The sequence below is a fragment of the Paraburkholderia sp. genome (assembly GCF_035948235.1).
GTDB lineage: Bacteria > Pseudomonadota > Gammaproteobacteria > Burkholderiales > Burkholderiaceae > Paraburkholderia.
The window spans coordinates 1-20383 of sequence record NZ_DASZJJ010000159.1; the positions used below are offsets into that span (position 1 = coordinate 1).

General features: G+C 62.3%; 16 protein-coding genes and 2 pseudogenes. 5 read left to right on the top strand and 13 right to left on the bottom strand.

Annotation, left to right across the window (positions count from 1 at the left end; all coding sequences use genetic code 11):
* From VG320_RS14065 to VG320_RS14080, 4 genes and pseudogenes are all read right to left on the bottom strand, one after another.
* Nucleotides 1–535, bottom strand: a pseudogene (locus VG320_RS14065) (N-methylproline demethylase); the annotation flags it as partial.
* A 104-nt stretch (nucleotides 536–639) separates the two neighbouring features.
* Nucleotides 640–1182: a DUF5943 domain-containing protein gene (locus VG320_RS14070; RefSeq protein ID WP_327200715.1), complete on the bottom strand. Its 543-nt coding sequence runs from the start codon at nucleotides 1180–1182 to the stop codon at nucleotides 640–642.
* A gap of 48 nt (nucleotides 1183–1230) precedes the next feature.
* Nucleotides 1231–2202, bottom strand: a complete 972-nt coding sequence (locus VG320_RS14075) for a dipeptidase (RefSeq protein WP_327200716.1) — start codon at nucleotides 2200–2202, stop codon at nucleotides 1231–1233.
* A gap of 23 nt (nucleotides 2203–2225) precedes the next feature.
* Nucleotides 2226–3500 carry a serine hydroxymethyltransferase gene (locus VG320_RS14080; RefSeq protein ID WP_327200717.1) on the bottom strand — a complete coding sequence of 425 codons (1275 nt, stop codon included), beginning with the start codon at nucleotides 3498–3500 and terminating at the stop codon, nucleotides 2226–2228.
* Between the two features lie 473 nt (nucleotides 3501–3973).
* Here VG320_RS14080 and VG320_RS14085 point away from each other — a divergent pair, with 473 nt between their 5' ends.
* On the top strand, nucleotides 3974–4996 hold the full coding sequence (locus VG320_RS14085) for a GlxA family transcriptional regulator (RefSeq protein ID WP_414696037.1): 1023 nt from the start codon (nucleotides 3974–3976) through the stop codon (nucleotides 4994–4996).
* Nucleotides 4997–5068: 72 nt separating this feature from the next.
* Here the strand turns inward: VG320_RS14085 and fdhA are convergent, their stop codons facing one another.
* From fdhA to VG320_RS14120, 7 genes are read right to left on the bottom strand one after another with little or no spacing between them, the layout of a single operon-like run.
* On the bottom strand, nucleotides 5069–6265 hold the full coding sequence (gene fdhA / locus VG320_RS14090; protein ID WP_327200718.1) for a formaldehyde dehydrogenase, glutathione-independent: 1197 nt from the start codon (nucleotides 6263–6265) through the stop codon (nucleotides 5069–5071).
* Between the two features lie 57 nt (nucleotides 6266–6322).
* Complete coding sequence (locus VG320_RS14095) at nucleotides 6323–6760, bottom strand: dihydroneopterin aldolase (protein ID WP_327200719.1); 438 nt, start codon at nucleotides 6758–6760, stop codon at nucleotides 6323–6325.
* Nucleotides 6757–7401 (bottom strand): sarcosine oxidase subunit gamma, encoded by a 645-nt coding sequence (locus VG320_RS14100; protein WP_327200720.1) that lies wholly within the window; start codon nucleotides 7399–7401, stop codon nucleotides 6757–6759. The genes VG320_RS14095 and VG320_RS14100 overlap by 4 nt, the downstream gene beginning before the upstream one ends.
* Nucleotides 7391–10399, bottom strand: a complete 3009-nt coding sequence (locus VG320_RS14105) for a sarcosine oxidase subunit alpha family protein (RefSeq protein WP_327200721.1) — start codon at nucleotides 10397–10399, stop codon at nucleotides 7391–7393. Before VG320_RS14105 ends, VG320_RS14100 begins: the two co-directional genes overlap by 11 nt.
* A complete protein-coding gene (locus tag VG320_RS14110) occupies nucleotides 10396–10701 on the bottom strand; it encodes a sarcosine oxidase subunit delta (RefSeq protein ID WP_327200722.1) in 306 nt (101 codons plus the stop codon). The genes VG320_RS14105 and VG320_RS14110 overlap by 4 nt, the downstream gene beginning before the upstream one ends.
* A 31-nt stretch (nucleotides 10702–10732) precedes the next feature.
* Entirely contained in the window at nucleotides 10733–11977 is a 1245-nt protein-coding gene (locus VG320_RS14115) for a sarcosine oxidase subunit beta family protein (protein ID WP_327200723.1), read from the bottom strand.
* A 49-nt stretch (nucleotides 11978–12026) separates the two neighbouring features.
* Nucleotides 12027–13412: an L-serine ammonia-lyase gene (locus tag VG320_RS14120; RefSeq protein ID WP_327200724.1), complete on the bottom strand. Its 1386-nt coding sequence runs from the start codon at nucleotides 13410–13412 to the stop codon at nucleotides 12027–12029.
* Nucleotides 13413–13923: 511 nt separating this feature from the next.
* Between VG320_RS14120 and VG320_RS14125 the strand changes: the two genes are divergently transcribed.
* From VG320_RS14125 to dinB, 3 genes are all read left to right on the top strand, one after another.
* A complete protein-coding gene (locus VG320_RS14125; RefSeq protein ID WP_327200725.1) occupies nucleotides 13924–15504 on the top strand; it encodes an isocitrate lyase in 1581 nt (526 codons plus the stop codon).
* A 286-nt stretch (nucleotides 15505–15790) separates the two neighbouring features.
* Complete coding sequence (locus VG320_RS14130; protein ID WP_327200726.1) at nucleotides 15791–16921, top strand: FUSC family protein; 1131 nt, start codon at nucleotides 15791–15793, stop codon at nucleotides 16919–16921.
* Nucleotides 16922–17018: 97 nt separating this feature from the next.
* Complete coding sequence (gene dinB, locus VG320_RS14135; protein WP_327200727.1) at nucleotides 17019–18182, top strand: DNA polymerase IV; 1164 nt, start codon at nucleotides 17019–17021, stop codon at nucleotides 18180–18182.
* 29 nt (nucleotides 18183–18211) lie between these two features.
* On the opposite strand, the gene VG320_RS14140 is transcribed toward dinB, so the two are convergent.
* A complete protein-coding gene (locus VG320_RS14140) occupies nucleotides 18212–19339 on the bottom strand; it encodes an aminotransferase class V-fold PLP-dependent enzyme (RefSeq protein WP_327200728.1) in 1128 nt (375 codons plus the stop codon).
* A 156-nt stretch (nucleotides 19340–19495) separates the two neighbouring features.
* On the bottom strand, nucleotides 19496–19918 hold the full coding sequence (locus VG320_RS14145) for a hypothetical protein (RefSeq protein ID WP_327200729.1): 423 nt from the start codon (nucleotides 19916–19918) through the stop codon (nucleotides 19496–19498).
* Between the two features lie 203 nt (nucleotides 19919–20121).
* Here VG320_RS14145 and VG320_RS14150 point away from each other — a divergent pair.
* Nucleotides 20122–20383: pseudogene (locus tag VG320_RS14150) on the top strand (hypothetical protein); the annotation flags it as partial.

The following is a 20383-nucleotide window of genomic DNA, read 5'->3' on the forward strand; positions in this document are numbered from 1 at the left end:
GATCGATCAGATGCTGGTGCGCCGCCGAAATCTCGATGCCGTCCATGCCCGCGTCCTGTACGCGCTTCGCGGCGGTCGCGAAGTCACCAATGATGCGGCGGATTTCCTCGACTTCGATGATCTTGGCGTTGCCACGATGCACCGGCTCGCGAATGCCCGAGGGCGACATCAGATGCGGCCAATGCTCGCCATGAAACGCCGAACGACGGCCCATGTGCGTGGCCTGGATCATGATCTTCGCGCCATGGCGATGCATCGCTTCGGCCAGACGCGCGAGCGGATCGATGATGCGGTCGGTCGAGAGATTCACCGACTTCCACCAGCCTTGCGGGCTGTCCACCGACACGGGACTGGAGCCGCCGCAAACGGCCAGGCCCACGCCGCCCTTGGCCTTCTCTTCGTAATAGCGGATATAGCGGTCGCCCGGCAGGCCGCCCGGCTCCGCGTAGACCTCGGCGTGGGCGGTGCTGACGATGCGGTTGCGCAGCGTGAGCTGGTTGAGCGTGAGAGGCTTGAACAGATTGGGATAACGCATCGCGGACGACCTCAGGCGTTCAGGGTGTATTGCGGTCTGACTGTTTTATTCGGCATGCTTATTGATTGCATTGCCGTACTTTTCTCAGGTTCTGCGCATACGGCTCAGTTCGTGAGCGGCGATACCTCGAACACACAATGCGCATGGCCGCCGCAGGCGCAGCGCACTTCGCGCGACTGGGCGCGCGGCGCGTTCTTGCCGCCTGGCGTCGTATCGTTCACCCAATCCATTGCGCCCGCGAACCAGCCCGCGAACATATAGCAAAGCTTCTCGTCCTGACCGTGTTTGTCCGGCTGCGCCAGCACGAACGACGAGTTGCGCAGTTCGATGCGCGCACGGGCGCTGGCCGGATCGGCTTCGACGATCGTGAAGAGCCCCCAGCCACGCTGCGAAAGACGCTTGAGGTAATGCTCGAACACAGCCATGCCGTCGATGCCGTGCTTTTCGGCTTCCTTCGCGCACCAGTGATACGCAGATTTATAGCCGGCCTTGTAGAGAATTTCCGCATAGACGTCGCGGCCCAGCGCCTCTTCCACCGCGGTATGGTTGTTCGTGAAGAAATGGCGCGGCACGTAAAGCATCGGCAGCGCGTCGGTGGTCCAGACGCCGGTTTCCGGGTTCACGTCGATAGGCAGTTGCGGTTGCATCGTGATTTTCCTGATCGTGGGATTCGTAATATGTCGACGTGAAGCGCTTCAACCGTTCCAGACTTCGCCGAATACGCGCAGCCAGTTTTCGCCCATCACCTTTTTGATGCGCGATTCGCTCCAGCCCGCGCGCTCCATCGCGGCGGTCAGATTCGGAAACTCGCCGATGGTGCGAATGCCTTCCGGATTCACCACCTTGCCGAAGTTCGTCAGACGGCGATAACGGCCCTTGTCGTGCGTAATCCAGTCGAAGAATTCGGTCGTATAGCCCTGCGTGAAGTCCGTGCCAATCCCCACGCGGTCCTCGCCGATCAGATCGACCACGTATTCAATCGCTTCCAGATAGTCCTCGACCGTGGCGTCCGGGCCGCGCTTGAGGAACGGCGCAAACATCGTCACGCCCACGAAGCCGTTGGCATCGGCGATTTCCTTGAGCTGCTCGTCGCTCTTGTTGCGCGGATGCTCCTTAAGACCCGAGGGGCAGCAATGCGAATACGTCACGGGCTTCTTCGACACGGCAATCGCATCGGACGAGGTCTTGCCGCCCACATGCGAGAGATCGACCATGATGCCCACGCGGTTCATTTCCTGAATCACTTCACGCCCGTAACCGGACAGCCCGCCGTCCGCTTCATAACAACCCGTGCCCACCAGGTTCTGCGTGTTGTAGCAAAGCTGCACCACATTCACGCCCAGTTCCTTGAACACTTCGATATAGCCGAGGTTGTCCTCGAATGCGTACGAGTTCTGGAAGCCGAAGATGATGCCGGTCTTGTTCTCTTTCTTCGCGCGCACGATGTCGTCGGTGGTACGCACAAGCGTGAGGATCTCGCTGTACTCGCGGATCTGCTGCTTCATTTCCGCGATGTTGTCCACCGTTTTCTGGAAGTCCTCCCAGACCGAGACCGTGCAATTGACGGCGGTAACGCCGCCACGGCGCATGTCCTCGAACACGGAGCGCTCGAACTTCGAAATGTTCAGGCCGTCGATGATGATGCTGTTGTTGTGCAGGTTGCTCATCGCTTGGGTGCTCCGTGGGGGTCTCAGTAGATGGGAAAGCGTTCGCACAGCGCGAAGATTTCGCGGCGCACGCGTTGTTCGGCGGCGGCGTCGCCTTCGGGATGCGCGCGCAGCGCGTCGAACACCTCCAGGATCAGCGCGCCGATCTGGCGGAATTCCGCCACGCCGAAGCCTCGTGTCGTCCCTGCGGGCGTTCCCAGGCGAATGCCGGAAGTGACGGTGGGCTTTTCCGTGTCGAAAGGAATGCCGTTCTTGTTGCAGGTAATGCCGGCGCGCTCGAGCGCCTGTTCGACCTGGGTGCCCTTGAGACCCTTCGGGCGCAGATCGACCAGCAGCAGATGGTTGTCGGTGCCGCCCGTGACCAGATCGACGCCACCATCCTTGAGGACTTCGCCCAGCACCTGCGCATTGATCAAGACGTTATCGATATAGGTTTTGAAACTGGCGTCGAGCGCTTCGCCAAACGCCACCGCCTTGCCCGCAATCACATGCATGAGCGGGCCGCCCTGCAGGCCGGGGAACACAGCGGAGTTGATCTTCTTCGCGATGTCTTCGTCGTTGGTCAGCACCACGCCGCCTCGCGGGCCGCGCAGCGTCTTGTGCGTGGTCGAAGTCACAACATGAGCGTGCTCGACCGGGTTCGCATGGCGGCCCGCCGCGATGATGCCGGCGATGTGCGCCATATCCACCATCAGTTTCGCGCCCACGCTATCGGCAATGGCGCGAAAGCGCGCAAAATCCAGTTCGCGCGGGTAGGCGGAAAAGCCGGCAATCAGCAGACTCGGCTTGTGCTGTTGCGCGAGTTCCGCGACCTGGTCGTAGTCGATGCGCATCGTGTCGCGATTGACGCCGTACTGCACCGCGTTGAACCACTTGCCCGAAAGCGCCGGCTTCGCGCCGTGCGTAAGGTGGCCGCCCGCATCCAGCGACATGCCCAGCACCGTGTCGCCCGGCTTCGCCAGCGCCAGCATGACCGCACCGTTGGCTTGCGCGCCGGAATGGGGCTGCACGTTGGCAAAGCCCGCACCAAAAAGCTGCTTGAGACGCTCGATAGCCAGCGTTTCGATTTCGTCGGCAAATTCGCAGCCGCCGTAATAGCGCTTGCCGGGATAGCCTTCCGCGTACTTGTTGGTCAACACCGAACCCTGCGCTTCCAGCACGGCGCGCGAGACGATGTTTTCCGAGGCGATCATTTCCACCTGCGACTGCTGACGCTCCAGTTCTTTCAGGAGGCTATTGCGCACCGCCGTATCGCGCTGGGCGAGCGGTTGCGAAAAGAAGGCTTGCGAGTTCGACATAGGGCATCCATGACGAGAGATAGGGGTGGGGAGCCTGCCCGCGCAGCCTTGGCGCTCAAGCGGCTACCGACGGCTCTATTCTTGTCGTTCGGCTTTTTGATCGATATCCGAATTCAGACGCGTTCTTTTCCTTTTCCGCCATCGGCGTCCGTTTTTCACAAGTCGTATCGAATCGCCCCTCACTCGCAGCGCTTCAAAATCTTTCTGATCCGAATAAATTTCTCGTACACTCAAAACGGCCATTCCCCGATACGCTGAGTCGCCGTTAAGCCGTGTTAGCCACACGCTTCATGCGCCGCGAATAGCACGGCCGTTTCTTCAGGGGAAAAGAGTCAAAGCAGATTCGAAGCTCGTTGTAAGGACGCCGGCTCATCAGGGTTTTGCCGCATGGCAGACCGATAGCGCCCGCCTCCAGAATGCCGTAGCCTGGTCGCGCCCCGAGCGCCGCCATCGAATAAAAGGAATGGTTCCCCATGTCACCCGAGCGCACCGCGTCGCTAGCGCATTTCGCGTTCATGCCGCTGCCGAACTTCACGATGATCGCCTTCACCAACGCGATCGAAGTCCTTCGCATGGCTAATTACCTGAGCGGGCAGCCGCTCTACCGCTGGTCCATCATCAGCCCTGAAGGCGGCACCGTGACTTCCAGTAGCGGCATCGGCTTCGACACGGGCCCGGCGGAATGCGCGGGACAGCCCGATATCGTGTTCGTGTGCGGCGGCATCGACGTGCAGCACGTCACCAGCGCCGCGCATCTGAATACGCTGCGCCGGTTTGCGCGCATGGGCGTGGCGCTGGGCAGCCTTTGCACGGGCACTTATGCGCTGGCGAAGTCGGGGCTATTGGCCGGTTACGCCTGCGCGATCCACTGGGAGAACATGTCGGCGCTAAAAGAAGAGTTTCCTTCTACGCGCTTCCTTAAAGAACTATTCGTGATCGACCGTGATCGCGTGACCTGCACGGGCGGCGTCGCGCCGCTCGACATGATGCTGCACCTCATCACGCCGCGCGTGGGCACGGCGCGCGTCACGCAGATCGCCGAACAGTTCGTGGTCGAGCATATTCGCGACACCAGCGCGCAGCAGCGCATGCCGCTGGTGGCGCGGCTCGGTTCGGCCAACAAGTCGCTCTTCGAAGTCATTTCGCTGATGGAAAGCAATATTGAAGAGCCGCTCTCGCGCGAGGAGCTGGCGCGTCTTGCGAACATGTCGCAACGGCAATTGCAGCGGCTCTTTCACGAGCATTTGGGCATGACGCCAACCCACTATTACCTCACGCTGCGCCTGCGCCGCGCGCGCGAACTGCTGCTGCAAACCGATATGTCGATCATGCAGATCACCATGGCGTGCGGTTTTCAATCGGCGTGTCACTTCAGCAAGAGCTATCGCGACGCATTTGCCATCGCGCCCACCGGCGAGCGCCGCAAGCGCGTAGCACCCATGGCGGGTGTGGATGCGCCGCTGCGGCATTTGCCTGCGCTGCCCGTGCACGCCTGACAAACGCTTGCAGCAACACAGAAAGGCAGCCCAAACAACGGGCTGCCTTTTTTAATTCATACAAATAAAGTCTTACGCCGCCAGCATCCGATGCGGGTCGATGACGAATTTACGCGGTGCCCCGCCATCGAACTTCTTGTAGCCCTCCGGCGCCTCCTCTAGCGAAATCACCGTGACATTGACGATCTTCGCGATCGGCAGACGGTCGAATAGAATCGCCTGCATGAGGTTGCGGTTGTACTTGAGCACGGGCGTCTGGCCGGTATGGAAAGTATGCGACTTCGCCCAGCCCAGGCCAAAGCGGATGCTCAGGCTGCCGTGCTTCGCCGCCACGTCGGTCGCGCCCGGATCGTCGGTGACATAGAGCCCCGGAATTCCGATCATGCCCGCTGGCCGCGTGATTTCCATCAGCGAATTCAGCACCGTGGCAGGCGCTTCCTCCTCGTGCCCCGCCGCGCCGTGACCGTGCGCCTCGAAACCCACGCAATCCACGGCACAATCGATCTCGGGCTTGCCGAGAATCTGCTCGATCTGCTCGCCCAGCGTCGCGTCCTTCGAGAGATCGACCACTTCGAAACCCATCGCCTTCGCGTGCGCCAGGCGTTCGGCATTCATATCGCCGACGATGGTGCAGGCCGCGCCCAGCAAACGCGCCGAAGCGGCCGCCGCCATCCCGACCGGCCCTGCGCCCGCGATATAAACCGTCGAGCCGGGCTTCACGCCTGCCGTCACCGCGCCGTGATAACCGGTCGGCAAAATGTCCGATAGACAGGTGAGGTCGCGGATCTTCGACATGGCCTGATCGCGGTCCGGGAATTTGAGCAGATTGAAATCGGCGTAAGGCACCAGCACGTATTCCGCCTGCCCGCCGATCCAGCCGCCCATATCCACATAGCCATACGCGCCGCCCGCGCGCGAGGGATTCACATTGAGGCACACGCCCGTGTGCTGCTCGCGGCACATCGCGCAGCGTCCGCACGCGACGTTGAACGGCACCGACACCAGATCGCCAATCTTGAGCGTCTCCACGTCGCGGCCCACTTCGACCACTTCGCCGGTGATCTCGTGGCCAAGCACGAGACCGACGGGCGCCGTCGTGCGGCCACGGACCATATGCTGGTCCGAGCCGCAGATATTGGTGCTGACCACTTTCAGAATCACGCCATGGCCGATCGAACGTCCTGATGGATCGACCATTTTCGGGTAGTCGATATTCTGCACTTCGACCTTGCCCGCTCCCAGATACACCACGCCTCGATTATTGCTCATCGTTGCTGTCTCCATTTGTAATGGGCTTGCGTTTAAATTTCTCCCTGAAATTGCGGATTACTTCGCGCCGCTCCATGCGAGGTAATCGGCGCGCGTCCAGTCGAGTGCCACGCCCACGCGCCGCGTGCCGGGACGAATCTTCGGCTTGTGCGCGGCGAGCGTGAGCGTGTGCAACGCGGGCCACTCGCGAAACGAAAACGCCGCGAGATCGGCCACCAGCGTTTCGAGCAAGCGCGTATGCGGCCGATGCGCGAGCCAGTCGGCCACGCGCGTACACCAGCCGTCATAGTCAATCCACCCGGCTGCCTCGTTCGGCTCGCAGCGGTAGCCCAGTTGTGCATCGATCACGACGGGCTGCGGCGCTTCGTGCTCGTACGCGTGAATGCCCACGCGCACGGGCACGCCCAGGCCTTCGACGAATACGCTCCAGCCGCGTCCCACTAGCGGCGCGCGCGGGGCCAAAGCCTGCACGATGCATTCTTCGACGAGCTTCATGACATCAGCGGCGCCGCAGCGTCGAGCAGAATGCGGCAGAAGTAGTCGGCAAAGCTGCGTCGCACGACGACTTCATATCGGTCGGCGCCCGTGGGAATCAGCACGATCGAAGCCTTGAAAAAGAAGCTCTGCGCGCATTGGCCTTCTTTAAACAGACGCGGATGCAGGTCGAGCGGGCAGCCGCGCGCGAGCACTTCGCGCACGCGCGTGCCGCTCAGTTCGACCACCGTGTAGCCGCTGCCAACATCGACCGCCGTGGCCCACGAGCCCTCATTGCCGCTCAATACGCCCGTGAGTTTCTCTTCGAGCAAACCTGCTTCTACCGGTCCCGCCGAACGCACGAGCCATTCATCAGGCCCAAGCCAGAGCGCGTCGTACTCCGCACCCATGGAGCGGGTATTCGGCTGCACCGGCAGGCGGCAACCCAAGGCTTGTGCGAATCCACTCGTGAACGCGGCGTCTTGCGGCTCGCCGCGCACCATCACCAGGTCGCGAAACGGCAGCTCGCGCATCGCGCATGCCTTCGAGGGGCGCGCAACGTGCCCGCTCACCACATCCGTCGCGCCGATGAAGGGCGACTCAAGCCGCACGGCGGCCACACGCTCCGCGAGGGGCATCGGTTCCAACGTTTCATTCAACATGCTGACGCACCCCTTCCGTGTCATAGAAAATCGGGCTGGCAATCGTGGCGCTCACGCGCCGTCCGTCGGCCATCGGCACCACCACTTTTTCGCCCATCTTGTTCAAACCGCCCTTCACCACCGCCAGCGCAATCGAGCGCTTGAGAATCGGGCTGTAATAGCTCGACGTGACGTGGCCGATCATCGGCGTCGTGCCGTCGGCAGCCGCGCGTGCTTCGGGCGCCACGATCTGGCCGCCTTCGGGCAACACATACTGCGCGTCCTCGGTGAGCAGACCGACGAACTGCTTGCGCCCCTCCTTCGCCGTGTCCGAACGCGCCAGCGAGCGCTTGCCGAGAAAGTCCTTGGTCTGCGAAACCAGCCCGCCCATGCCAAGATCGAACGGCGTAACCGATCCATCGGTGTCCTGACCGACGATGATGTAGCCTTTCTCCGCGCGCAATACGTGCATTGTTTCCGTGCCGTAAGGCGTGATGTCGAATTCCGCGCCTGCGGCCATCAACGCTTCCCACACGGCGCGGCCCGCATTGGCCGGCACGTTCACCTCATAGGCCAGTTCGCCCGAGAAGCTGATGCGCATGACGCGCGCCTTCGCGCCCGCCACCGTGCCGTTGCGATACGACATGAAGGGGAACGCGGCATTGGCGAAGTCGATATCGGCGCACACTTTTTGCAGCACTTTGCGGCTCTTCGGGCCGACCACCGCAAACGTCGCCCAGTGGTCCGTGACGGAAGCCAGCCGCACCTTCATGTCGGGCCATTCGGTCTGCAGCCAGCGTTCGAGCCACGTCAGCACGCGCGCCGCGCCGCCGGTCGTGGTGGTCATCATGTAGTGCTCGGGTGCGAGGCGCACGGTCACGCCGTCGTCGAACACCATACCGTTTTCGTCGAGCATCAGGCCGTAGCGGCACTTGCCCACTTCCAGCTTGCTCCACGGATTCGTATAGACCCAGTTGAGCAGCTTCGCGGCATCGGGGCCCTGAATATCGATCTTGCCGAGCGTGGATGCATCGAGAATCCCCACACTATTTCGTACCGCCAGGCATTCGCGCGCGACCGCTGCGTGCAGGTCCTCGCCCTTCTTCGGGAAGTACCACGGACGCTTCCAGTTGCCCACGTCCTCGAACAGCGCGCCATGCTCGACATGCCATTCATGGACACAGGTCTTGCGGATAGGGTCGAGCATGTCGCCAAGCTCGCGGCCTGCGAAGGTGCCGAAGGTGACCGGCGTGTAGTTCGGGCGGAACGTCGTGGTGCCCGTCTCCGGAATCGACTTGCCGAGCGCGTTGGCCAGAATCGCCATACCGTTGATATTGCCGAGCTTGCCCTGATCGGTGCCAAAGCCCATCGCGGTATAGCGCTTGACGTGCTCGATCGATTCGAAGCCTTCGCGCGCGGCCAGCAGAATATCGGCGGCGGCAACGTCATTCTGGAAGTCGACGAACTGCTTCGGTCCGCGTGCCGCCGCTGCGTGGCTGCCCACCAGCCAGAGCGGTTGCAGCGGCGCTTCGGCGTGTTCGGCGACCTTCGGTGCAGCCGGACGCGTGACCTTGAAGCCGAGCGATTGCGCGGCGTCCACGCCTGCATCGATCGCCTGCGTGAGGCCGCGCGCGAGGCTGAATTCGCCCACCGCCGCGCCCGCACTCACTTCGGGCTGCACGCGCTTGCCAGGGATGAAGCACGACTTCGCGTCGCTCCACGCGGCCTTGCCGCCCGACTGTGCAAACAGATGCAGCACCGGATTGAAGCCGCCCGACATCGCCACCAGATCGCAGGGCAGATCGGCCTGCTTCGCGCCCGTCTGGCCTTTGTTCCAGGCCACGACTTCGACAGAATTCACGCGCAGCTTGCCGCGCGCGCTCATGATCGCCGCGTTGTTCATGATCTTCACGCCCTGACGGCGCGCGGCGGCCTGCCATTCGCTCGTGCTTTGGCCACGCGGATCGACGATGGTGACTGACGCGCCACATGCCTTCAAATCGAGCGCGCAGCGATAACCCGCATCGTTGTTCGTGAACACTACCGCGTTGCGGCCCGGCAGCACGCCATAGCGATGGATATAGGTCGACACCGCCGATGCCAGCATGATCCCCGGCAGATCGTTATTGCCGAACACGATGGGCCGCTCGTGCGCGCCCGTCGCCAGAATCACGCGCTTCGCGCGGATCTTCCACAGCAGTTCGCGCGAACCCTGGCGCGTGGAGACCGGCAGATGCTCGGTAAGACGCTGCGTGACGGTGACGAGGTTGTGATCCTGATAGCCGAATGCCGTGCTGCGCGAAAGAATTTGCACATCAGGCAGCGCCGCGAGTTCGGCTTCGATCTTTTCGATCCAGTGAATCGCGGGACGCCCGTCGATTTCCGTCTTGCCCGCGAGCAGGCTGCCGCCCAGTTCGCGCTGATCGTCGACCAGAATCACGCGCGCGCCGCTGCGCCCGGCCGTCAATGCAGCCAGCAGGCCGACCGGGCCGCCGCCCACCACCAGCACATCGCAATGCGCGAAGGTCTTGTCGTAGCGATCGGCGTCGAGCATGTCGGGCGCCTTGCCCAGGCCCGCGGCCTCGCGAATCTTTTCTTCATACTTCGGCCAGAATTTACGCGGCCACATGAAGGTCTTGTAGTAGAAGCCCGCGGGCATGAAGCGCGAGAACTTCTGGTTCACGGCCATGCGGTCGTTTTCGAGGTTGGGCTCGGCGTTGACGCTGGTTGCAACGAGGCCCTGATAAAGCTCGATTTCCGTGGCGCGCGCGTTCGGCACCGTGTACGCGCCGCGCTCCAGTTGCACGACGGCATTCGGTTCGGCCACGTCGGCGGTGACAATGCCGCGCGGACGGTGGTATTTAAAGCTGCGCGCGACAAAATGCACATCGTTGGCCAGCAGCGCCGATGCCAGCGTGTCGCCCTGATAGCCCTGATACGTGCGTCCATTGAACGTGAAGGTCAAGGGAATCGCGCGATTGATGCGGCCGCCGCCGCCCAGACGGTTTTTCTGGCTCATGCCTTGCTCCCTTGCGTGCTTTTCTCGTTACCGTTCGTTGCGCCCGTGCGGAACTTCTCGTAGCCGTGAATCTCGTAGCTGACGGTGTCGCGCGTCACCATGAACCAGCGGCGGCAGCCCTGCGTATGCAGCCATTGCTCCTTGTGCACGCCGCGCGGGTTATGGCGCATGAACAGGTAATCGCCCCATTCCTTGTCGGTGAGTTTGTCGGTCTCCAGCGGGCGGGCGATTTCCGCCTCGCCGCCACAGGTGAATTCCGCTTCGGCACGCGGGCCGCACCACGGACATTCGATCAGCAACATGTTGTGTTCTCCTTACAGGTCCGGGTGGAATTCAGTGCGCGACGGCAGCCGCGCCGTGCTCGTCGATCAGATGACCGGTGTAGAAACGGTCCAGCGAGAACGGCGCATTCAGCGGGTGCGGTTCGTCGTTCGCGATGGTGTGAGCGAACGTCCAGCCCGAACCGGGCGTAGCCTTGAAGCCGCCCGTGCCCCAGCCGCAGTTGAAATACAGGCCCTTCACGTCAGTCTTGCTGATGATCGGGCAGGCGTCGGGCGACACATCGACAATGCCGCCCCACTGCCGGTTCATACGCACGCGCGAGAACACCGGGAACATTTCGACAATCGCCTGCAGCGTGCCTTCGATAATGTTGAAGCTGCCGCGCTGGCCAAAACCCGTGTACTGGTCGACGCCCGCGCCGATCACCAGATCGCCCTTGTCCGACTGGCTGATATAGGCGTGTACGGCATTGGACATGATGACCGTGTTGACCACCGGCTTGATCGGCTCGGACACCAGCGCCTGGAGCGGATGGCTTTCGAGCGGCAGACGCACACCCGCCATATCGGCGAGCGTGGAGGTATTGCCTGCGGCCACCACGGCCACTTTCTTCGCCTTGATAAAGCCTTTTACGGTATCCACGCCCGTCACGCGCGCGCCGTCCCGGCGAATGCCTGTTACCTGGCAGTTCTGAATGATATCCACACCCAGGCGATCCGCGCCGCGCGCGAAGCCCCAGGCCACCGCATCGTGACGCGCCACGCCCGCGCGGCGCTGGATCGAAGCGCCCAGCACGGGGTAACGGCTGTTGAGATTGATCGTCGGCTCGATTTCCTTGATCTGCGCGGGCGTGAGGAATTCGGCATCCACGCCGTTCAGGCGGTTTGCATTCACACGGCGCTCGGTATCGCGCACATCCTGGAGCGTGTGCGCCAGATTCAGCACGCCGCGCTGGCTGAACATCACGTTGTAGTTCAGATCCTGCGCCAGCCCTTCCCAGAGCTTCATCGCCTTTTCATAGAGCGCAGCCGACTCGTCCCAGAGATAGTTCGAGCGCACGATGGTCGTGTTGCGCGCCGTATTGCCGCCGCCAATCCAGCCTTTCTCCAGAATGGCGATGTTCTTCACGCCGTGTTCCTTCGCCAGGTAATACGCGGTCGCGAGACCATGCCCGCCGCCACCGACGATCACCACGTCGTATTCCTTTTTAGGCTCCGGGCTTTTCCATTGCCGCTCCCAGTTCTCGTGATACGACAACCCGTTGCGGAACAGACTGAATATCGAATAGCGGCTCATTTCATGGTTCCTTCGTTGCGTGTTTCCCGCGTGTTGCCCGCGTGTTCCATTAGCATTCGATGACGTTCACGGCCAGACCGCCCCGCGACGTCTCCTTGTATTTGGTTTTCATATCCGCGCCGGTTTCGCGCATGGTCTTGATGACGTTGTCGAGCGTGACGTAATGCTCGCCATTGCCCTTGAGCGCCATGCGCGAGGCGTTGAGCGCCTTGATTGCGCCCATCGCATTGCGCTCGATGCAGGGAATCTGCACGAGGCCGCCCACCGGATCGCAGGTCATGCCCAGGTTGTGTTCCATGCCGATTTCGGCGGCGTTTTCCACCTGCAGGGGCGTGCCGCCCATCACGGCTGCGAGCGCCGCCGCCGCCATCGAGCAGGCCACGCCCACCTCGCCCTGGCAGCCCACTTCAGCGCCGGAAATAGAGGCCGTTTCCTTGTAGATGATGCCGATGGCCGCCGCCGTGAGCAGGAAGTCGACAATGCCCTTGTCGTTCGCGCCAGGCGTGAACTTCACGTAGTAATGGAGCACCGCTGGAATCACGCCGGCCGCGCCGTTGGTGGGCGCCGTGACCACGCGGCCACCGGCGGCGTTTTCCTCGTTGACGGCCATCGCGTAGAGATTGACCCAGTCGAGCATCGACAGCGGATCGCGCAGCGACTCTTCCGAACGCGCCCGCAGATTCGCGCAAAGATCGGCAGCGCGGCGGCGCACCTGCATGGGGCCGGGCAACTCGCCGCGCATGCGGCAACCGCGCTCCACGCAAGCGGCCATGGTCTGCCAGATCGCCATCAGGCCTTCGCACACCGCTTCCGGCGAACGCGTCGCGCATTCGTTGGCAAATACAACCTCGGCGATCGAAAGCCCGCTTTCGCGGCACACGCGCAGCAGATCATCGCCGGTGCGAAACGGCCAGGGCACGTCCTGCGCGCCGCGCACGCCGTTGACGCGATCCCCTTCGCGATTCACGACGAAGCCGCCGCCGACCGAGTAATACTCTTTCTCCACCAGCAACTGGCCCTGTTCGTCGAAGGCCTGGAAGCGCATGCCGTTGGAATGCAGCGTGTTCGCGCCGCCCAGCGTCTTGCGGTAGAAGCCGATGCACTCGCGCTCGTCGAAGCGGATCGGCTGCTTGCCGAGCAGAACCAGTTCGCGGTCGCGGCGAATGGCGGCCAGACGCGGCTCGATGCTGTCGGGGTCGACGGCATGCGGAAGATTACCTTCGAGGCCGAGCAGCACGGCCTTGTCGGTGCCGTGGCCCTTGCCGGTCGCGCCAAGCGAGCCGTACAGCTCCGCCTTCACGCGCCGCACGAAGCCGAGCAGATTGGCGTCCTCGATATGCGAAGCAAAGCGGCAGGCGGCGATCATCGGGCCGACCGTGTGCGAGCTCGACGGACCGATGCCGATCTTGAACAGGTCGAAGACGCTGACGTTCATCTGTTATCCCGGGCGTAGGGTGAAGCCGCTGATGCGGCGATGGAAGCAGTAGAACAAAGGAGCCGCCCCCGCCGATAGAACAAAAGCGGCATGGGCTTATGACGGCGACGCCAGCGGTGCCGGGCCGGGGCGTGCAAGTGCGGATTCGCGATGGTTCCTGACGGAAAAACTTAAGTCGGTCCGGCGCAGTTTCCTGTTTTGCTTTTCGCTGAGTTGACCCGAGTTGACCCCAGCCTCGCGGCGAGCCGCGATCCAAAAGCTGAAAGCGCTTTTCACATCGCGAAATTCGTGCCGATTTTCCTTGCCCGCACCTTTTCGCCGCTTGAAAACCTGTTTTGCATCGCAAAATGTGCGAGCTATCTTATTGAAAAATAACAATAAATATTGTCTTATGTCTTATATAAGAGTTGGAGGAACAGCGCTACTATTTAGTCATGCAGTGCGCTGCAACAGAACGCAGCGAAACGACGAACTTAGCTAGTCAAACGCGCATTCCCTTCAGGAGAGACTCATGGCCCAATATCAAGACGACATCAAGGCAGTTGCCGGTTTGAAGGAACAACAAGGCAGCGCCTGGAACGCCATCAACCCCGAATCGGCCGCACGCATGCGCGCCCAGAACAAGTTCAAGACGGGCCTGGATATCGCGAAGTACACCGCGAAGATCATGCGCGCCGACATGGCCGCCTATGACGCCGATCCGTCGAAGTACACGCAGTCGCTGGGCTGCTGGCACGGCTTCATCGGCCAGCAGAAGATGATCTCCATCAAGAAGCACTTCAACAGCACGGAACGCCGCTACCTCTACCTGTCGGGCTGGATGGTCGCCGCACTGCGCTCGGAGTTCGGCCCGCTGCCCGACCAGTCGATGCATGAAAAGACTTCGGTCAGCGCGCTGATCCGCGAGCTGTACACCTTCCTGCGCCAGGCCGACGCCCGCGAACTGGGCGGCCTGTTCCGCCAGCTCGACGCGGCTGAAGGCGCGGCCAAGGCTGCGATCCAGGAAAAGATCGACAACCACGTCACGCACGTGGTGCCGATCATCGCCGACATCGACGCAGGGTTCGGCAACGCGGAAGCCACCTATCTGCTGGCCAAGCAGTTCATCGAAGCGGGCGCCTGCTGCATCCAGATTGAAAACCAGGTGTCCGACGAAAAGCAGTGCGGCCACCAGGACGGCAAGGTCACCGTGCCGCACGAGGACTTCCTCGCCAAGATCCGTGCGATCCGCTATGCGTTCCTGGAACTGGGCGTGGACGACGGCATCATCGTGGCGCGTACCGATTCGCTGGGCGCGGGCCTGACCAAGCAGATCGCCGTGACCCGCACGCCGGGCGACCTGGGCGACCAGTACAACTCGTTCCTCGATTGCGAAGAACTGTCGGCCGACGAGCTGGGCAATGGAGACGTCATCATCAAGCGCGACGGCAAACTGCTGCGCCCCAAGCGCCTGCCGAGCAATCTGTTCCAGTTCCGCGCCGGCACGGGCGAAGCGCGCTGCGTGCTCGATTGCGTCACCGCCCTGCAAAACGGCGCCGACCTGCTGTGGATCGAAACCGAAAAGCCGCACATCGGCCAGATCGGCGGCATGGTCAGCGAAATCCGCAAGGTCATCCCGAACGCCAAGCTGGTGTACAACAACAGCCCGTCGTTCAACTGGACGCTGAACTTCCGCCAGCAGGTCTATGACGCGATGAAGGCCGCAGGCAAGGACGTGTCGTCCTACGACCGCGCGCAACTGATGAGCGCCGAATACGACCAGACCGAACTGGCGATCAGCGCCGACGAGAAGATCCGCACCTTCCAGGCCGATGCAGCACGCGAAGCCGGTATCTTCCACCACCTGATCACGCTGCCGACGTACCACACGGCCGCGCTGTCCACCGACAATCTGGCTCGCGAATACTTCGGCGATCAGGGCATGCTGGGTTATGTGGCTGGCGTGCAGCGCAAGGAAATTCGTCAGGGCATCGCCTGCGTCAAGCACCAGAACATGTCCGGCTCGGACATCGGCGACGATCACAAGGAATACTTCAGCGGCGAAGCAGCCCTGAAGGCGGCAGGCAAAGACAACACGATGAACCAGTTCTAAAAGCCGCAATATCCAGCAGCGCCTTTCGCAAAACGCCAACCCTCCGGGGTTGGCGTTTTTTTTCGTCCACCGGGGACGATGAGATTCAATCGAAATTCGACCGACTTTTTGACCGGTTATGATGCGCCGATCCGCTGAACCAGCGGGCTACGGTCCATTCTGCCGGCTGTCGCGGGAGATCCCTGCGAGAGACGCATAACGGACGCTCTCTCAACGCCGGCACCCTGGCTGGCACACCGGTTTGCAGTCACAAGCTGCATCACCGGCGCATCGGAGATCATCAAACATGATTGCCGCGTATGACCGCGTCCGTGGACGCATGCTCGCAGGCGACCCGGAATTCGCCCGACTTCATGGCGCGACACGCTCGACACTCGCCTGCCTGCTTACGGCAGCGCTTTGCATCGGCTGGCTGGTACAGCAGCACCTGCCCATCACGCTCGCCGCGCTGGCCACGTTGTTCGCCATGATTGCGCCGCTGTTCCTGAGAGATCGACACCTGTCTGATTGGCTCGTTTCGCTGGGCCTGCTCTACGTTTGCACCTGCGCGAGTTTTACCCTTTCGGCGCTGGCCGCCCCGCATCCTCTTCTGCGCGGCGCGCTGTTACTCATAATCGTGTTCGCCGGCATGCTGTGCCATGCGCTGGGGCCTCGCGCCGCTGGCTGCGCCTTGCTCGCGCTCGTCGCGTTCTATCTGGGGCTTTACCTCCATCCGTCACGCGACGTGCTTGACGCGATGCTGGGCTTGTCCGCCCTCGCGCCGCTCGTGGTGGCGTGGGTCGGGCGCGTGCTGGTGCCGCTAAAAGGGGCGGCTCAAGTGCGCTCCGTGCCTGTTGAAACATTGCTCATCGGCCACTCGTGGCTGGCGCGGGCGGTCAACGCGTGCAAGCTGCGCCTGCAGAGCGACCTGAATGCGCTCGCGCGGCATCGCCATCATCTGGCGTGGCGGCCCGCCGCGCTGGCCACCGTCGCCGCGCTGCTCGCCTTGCTGGCTGGCGACGAAATGTCCAGCGAGCGCTCAATGTGGGCGGTTATCAGCACCTTCGTCGTATTCCTCGGCACGCATTCGCGCGAGGGCACGCTGGCTCGCGTGGGCAAACGGCTGATGGGCACACTGGCAGGCGCGGCCGCGAGCGTGCTGCTGGTCGCCCTCTTTAAAAGCGAGCCGTGGGTCCTCGTTGGACTGATGGCCGCGTGTGTGTTCGGCTGGGCCTACTTCATCCTGCACGCTTATACGCGCGGGGTTTTCTTTATTACGCTGCTGGTTGGGCTGGTGTACGGACAGCTTGGCTTCGCGATCGTTGCGCTCGCCGTGCTTCGTGTCGAAGAAGTCGTGCTGGGCTGTTTTATTGCGTTCGCGCTGTCCATGCTGTTGATGCCGTCCGCCGCTCGCCGCGAGGAGGCGCTGCTGACCTGACGTCCGTCTTGCGCGATCGGCCCAATCTCAGTAATATACTGTACAAATATACAGTATATAGAACCGTTATGGCCCTCCCTCGCGTGGGACAGTCAGCGTGAGCAATCCGCCAGTCCGTCGCATCGCGCACGTCGATATGGATGCGTTCTACGCTTCCGTGGAACTGCTCCGCTATCCCGAGCTGCGCGGCCAGCCCGTAGTCATAGGCGGCGGGCGCAATGCCGCGCCGGAACTCCAGCCCGACGGCACGCGCCGCTTCGCAAAGCTACGCGACTACGCCGGGCGAGGCGTCGTCACGACTTCGACGTACGAGGCGCGCGCGTTCGGCGTGTTTTCCGCCATGGGCATGATGAAGGCCGCGCAACTCGCGCCGGACGCGATTCTTTTACCGACCGATTTCGATTCGTATCGACGCTACTCCCGCCTGTTCAAGGATGCCGTGCGTACCTTCACGGACCAGATCGAGGACCGCGGCATCGACGAAATTTACGTCGATCTCACGCTCGTGGAAGGTGAATCTAAGGAACTGGGCGCGCGCATCAAGAATGCGGTTCGCGAAGCCACCGGCCTGACCTGCTCGATTGCCATCGCGCCCAACAAACTGCTCGCCAAGATCGGTTCCGAACTGGACAAGCCCGACGGACTCACGATTCTCTCGCTGGCGGATCTCGAATCGCGTATCTGGCCGCTCGCCGCAAAAAAGGTCAACGGCATCGGGCCGCGCGCAAGCGACCGGCTGGCCAGCATCGGCATCGGCACGATCGGCGAGCTGGCCGCGGCGGACCTCGGCTTGTTGCAGGAGCACTTTGGGGGCACTTACGCCGCGTGGCTGGCCAGGATCGCCCAGGGGCTGGATGAGCGGCCGATCGTCGTGTCGTCCGAGCCCAAGTCCATGAGCCGCGAAACCACCTTCGAGCGCGACATGCATGTGACCCGCGACCGCGCCACGCTCACACCGGCGCTGACGCGTCTGTGCGAGCGCGTCGCCGAGGACCTGCAGCGCAAGGGTTATCGCGGACGCACGGTCGGCCTGAAAATCAAGTTCGCCGACTTCAAGATCGTCACGCGCGATCTCTCGTTGCCCGAACCGGTGGCGGATGCCGTATCGATACGGCGCGCGGTTGGCGAATGCTTGAAGCGGGTCGCACTGGATCGGCGCATTCGCCTGATTGGCGTGCGTATGGGCACGCTTGAGGCCGCTACCGGTGAAGCACCGGCAGCGGCGCCGCCGCGGCAATCGGAGTTGCCGTTCGACGGCTGACGCCCCGCTCGCCGCCTCGCGACAGCGTTTTAGCTCAAACTGTCCAGCGCCTTGGCGAATCTCGCGACCGCAGCTTCGACATCATGCAGTTTGTCCAACCCAAAGAGCCCAATGCGGAAGGTCTTGAAGTCGGCCGGCTCGTCGCATTGCAGCGGCACGCCGGCTGCGATCTGCAAACCGGCATCGGCGAACTTCTTGCCAGACCGGATGCCATCGTCGTCGGTGTAACTGACCACGACGCCCGGCGCCAGAAAACCGTCGGCGGCCACGCTTCTGAAACCCTTCGCAGCCAGTAGCGCGCGAATGCGCTCGCCGAGTTCAAGCTGCTCTGCCTTCACCTTGTCGAAGCCGTAGGCTTCGGTTTCCTTCATCACGTCGCGCAACGTGGCGAGGCTGTCGGTGGGCATGGTCGCGTGGTACGCGAAGCCGCCGCTCTCGTAGGCTTCCATGATCTGCAGCCATTTGCGCAGATCGCAGGCGAAGCTGGTGCTGGTCGTCGTTTCGATGCGCTCGCGCGCCAGCGGGCTGAACATGACGAGCCCGCAGCATGGCGACGCGCTCCAGCCTTTTTGCGGCGCGCTGATCAGGATATCGACGCCGCTCGCTTCCATGTCCACCCAGATGGTGCCGGAGGCGATGCAATCGAGCACGAACATGCCGCCGACTGCATGCACGGCGTCAGCCACGGCGCGCAGATACGCATCGGGCAGCAGCATGCCGGACGCGGTTTCGACATGCGGCGCAAAGACGAGATCCGGCTTGTGCTCCTTGATCGCGGCGACCACGTCTTCGATGGGTGGCGGCGCAAACGCGGCCTGCCTGCCCGCTTCGACCGGCCGCGCCTTGAGCACGATCGATTCGGACGGGATGCTGCCCATGTCGAAAATCTGCGACCAGCGGAAGCTGAACCAGCCGTTGCGGATCACCAGACACTTCCTGTTCGTCGCGAACTGCCGTGCAACGGCTTCCATGCCGAAGGTTCCGCTGCCGGGCACGATCGCCACCGCTTTCGCGTTGTAGACTTTTTTCAGGGAGTCGGACAGATCGCGCATGACGCCCTGAAAGCGCTGCGACATGTGATTGATCGAGCGGTCGGTGTAAACCACTGAGTATTCGAGGAGTCCCTCGGGATCGACATTGGGGAGTAAACCTGGCACGCTCGCCTCCGATATGGGATGAACAGTGTGAGCCGCAGCGGTAACACCGCAGATATGTTTTTTTGCGCCGACGAAGCCGATTCTAGCGAAAGCCGGCTGACTGTGGCGATGGTGCGACGCAGCAGATGCAATCCGCCGGGTACGCGGGCATGTGCGCTATTTGCGCGCGGGCGGTTGCGGATTATTGGCCGGATTCGTATCGAAGCGGCTCACACTTTTGATGCCGCTCTTGCCAATGAGCGCCGCCAGCCGCTCATGCAGCCAGGCGGCGGTTTCGTCGTCATAGACCTCATCGCCGTTCACATACACCGTGAACGACTTCAGATACTTCGCCTTTTTCTCGGGATTTTCGATCGTGTCTTTTGTCCACTGGTAGAGCGGATAGCGGTCCTGTCCTTCACGCTGCGCCGCTTCGACGTAATCGGCAAATGCATCGTACTGGCACTTCAGCGAGGCATTGCGCTCACGCAGCAGCGCATCGAGCGCATCGCGTTGTTCATGCGATACGGGCGAGCGCAAGGCATCCGCCAGTTCCGGCGTGACAGTAATGCGAATCTGGAATTGCCATGTTTCTGCCATTTTTATCTCCCGAATTTATCTCCCGACGTAATCCGCAGAATAGCCTCTCTTGTGCGCCAACGCGCGAGGGCGCTAAAATCCTCCCGCCGAAAATAGAGTGGCAGGTTGGTATCTCCTGCGCCCAGTCAGCGGATTGCTTGCGACGTGGGTTCTTACTATGCCGCGGCGTCAACCTTACTTTGAACAAGTTGAGGGGGCGCGCTGTGGACAAGACGCTGCGTGTGCCCCTCACCGATGAGGAGTCTGCACAGATGCGCAGCAACATCCAGGAAACACGCGAAGAAGCACGCCCAGAAACGGCAGCCGCAGAGGGAACGCTATTCAGCGAATCGACCTTCGAGCGCGACGACCTCACCCGCATCCTTCGGGAATGCGGTGACGCACCAACGTTCGAGCACTGCGATTTCAGCGGCGAAGATCTATCCCGACTGGACTTCCGTGCTGCCCGCTTCACCCGCTGCATCT

Excerpts from the sequence above, each read along its gene's own strand:
- VG320_RS14105 (WP_327200721.1), bottom strand. The coding sequence starts at position 10,399 with ATGAGCCAGAAAAACCGTCTGGGCGGCGGCGGCCGCATCAATCGCGCG.
- fdhA (WP_327200718.1), bottom strand. The coding sequence starts at position 6,265 with ATGAGCAATAATCGAGGCGTGGTGTATCTGGGAGCGGGCAAGGTCGAA.
- VG320_RS14115 (WP_327200723.1), bottom strand. The coding sequence starts at position 11,977 with ATGAGCCGCTATTCGATATTCAGTCTGTTCCGCAACGGGTTGTCGTAT.
- VG320_RS14095 (WP_327200719.1), bottom strand. The coding sequence starts at position 6,760 with ATGAAGCTCGTCGAAGAATGCATCGTGCAGGCTTTGGCCCCGCGCGCG.
- VG320_RS14145 (WP_327200729.1), bottom strand. The coding sequence starts at position 19,918 with ATGGCAGAAACATGGCAATTCCAGATTCGCATTACTGTCACGCCGGAA.
- VG320_RS14080 (WP_327200717.1), bottom strand. The coding sequence starts at position 3,500 with ATGTCGAACTCGCAAGCCTTCTTTTCGCAACCGCTCGCCCAGCGCGAT.
- VG320_RS14130 (WP_327200726.1), top strand. The coding sequence starts at position 15,791 with ATGATTGCCGCGTATGACCGCGTCCGTGGACGCATGCTCGCAGGCGAC.
- VG320_RS14075 (WP_327200716.1), bottom strand. The coding sequence starts at position 2,202 with ATGAGCAACCTGCACAACAACAGCATCATCATCGACGGCCTGAACATT.
- VG320_RS14110 (WP_327200722.1), bottom strand. The coding sequence starts at position 10,701 with ATGTTGCTGATCGAATGTCCGTGGTGCGGCCCGCGTGCCGAAGCGGAA.
- VG320_RS14125 (WP_327200725.1), top strand. The coding sequence starts at position 13,924 with ATGGCCCAATATCAAGACGACATCAAGGCAGTTGCCGGTTTGAAGGAA.
- VG320_RS14085 (WP_414696037.1), top strand. The coding sequence starts at position 3,974 with ATGTCACCCGAGCGCACCGCGTCGCTAGCGCATTTCGCGTTCATGCCG.
- VG320_RS14120 (WP_327200724.1), bottom strand. The coding sequence starts at position 13,412 with ATGAACGTCAGCGTCTTCGACCTGTTCAAGATCGGCATCGGTCCGTCG.
- VG320_RS14070 (WP_327200715.1), bottom strand. The coding sequence starts at position 1,182 with ATGCAACCGCAACTGCCTATCGACGTGAACCCGGAAACCGGCGTCTGG.
- VG320_RS14100 (WP_327200720.1), bottom strand. The coding sequence starts at position 7,401 with ATGTTGAATGAAACGTTGGAACCGATGCCCCTCGCGGAGCGTGTGGCC.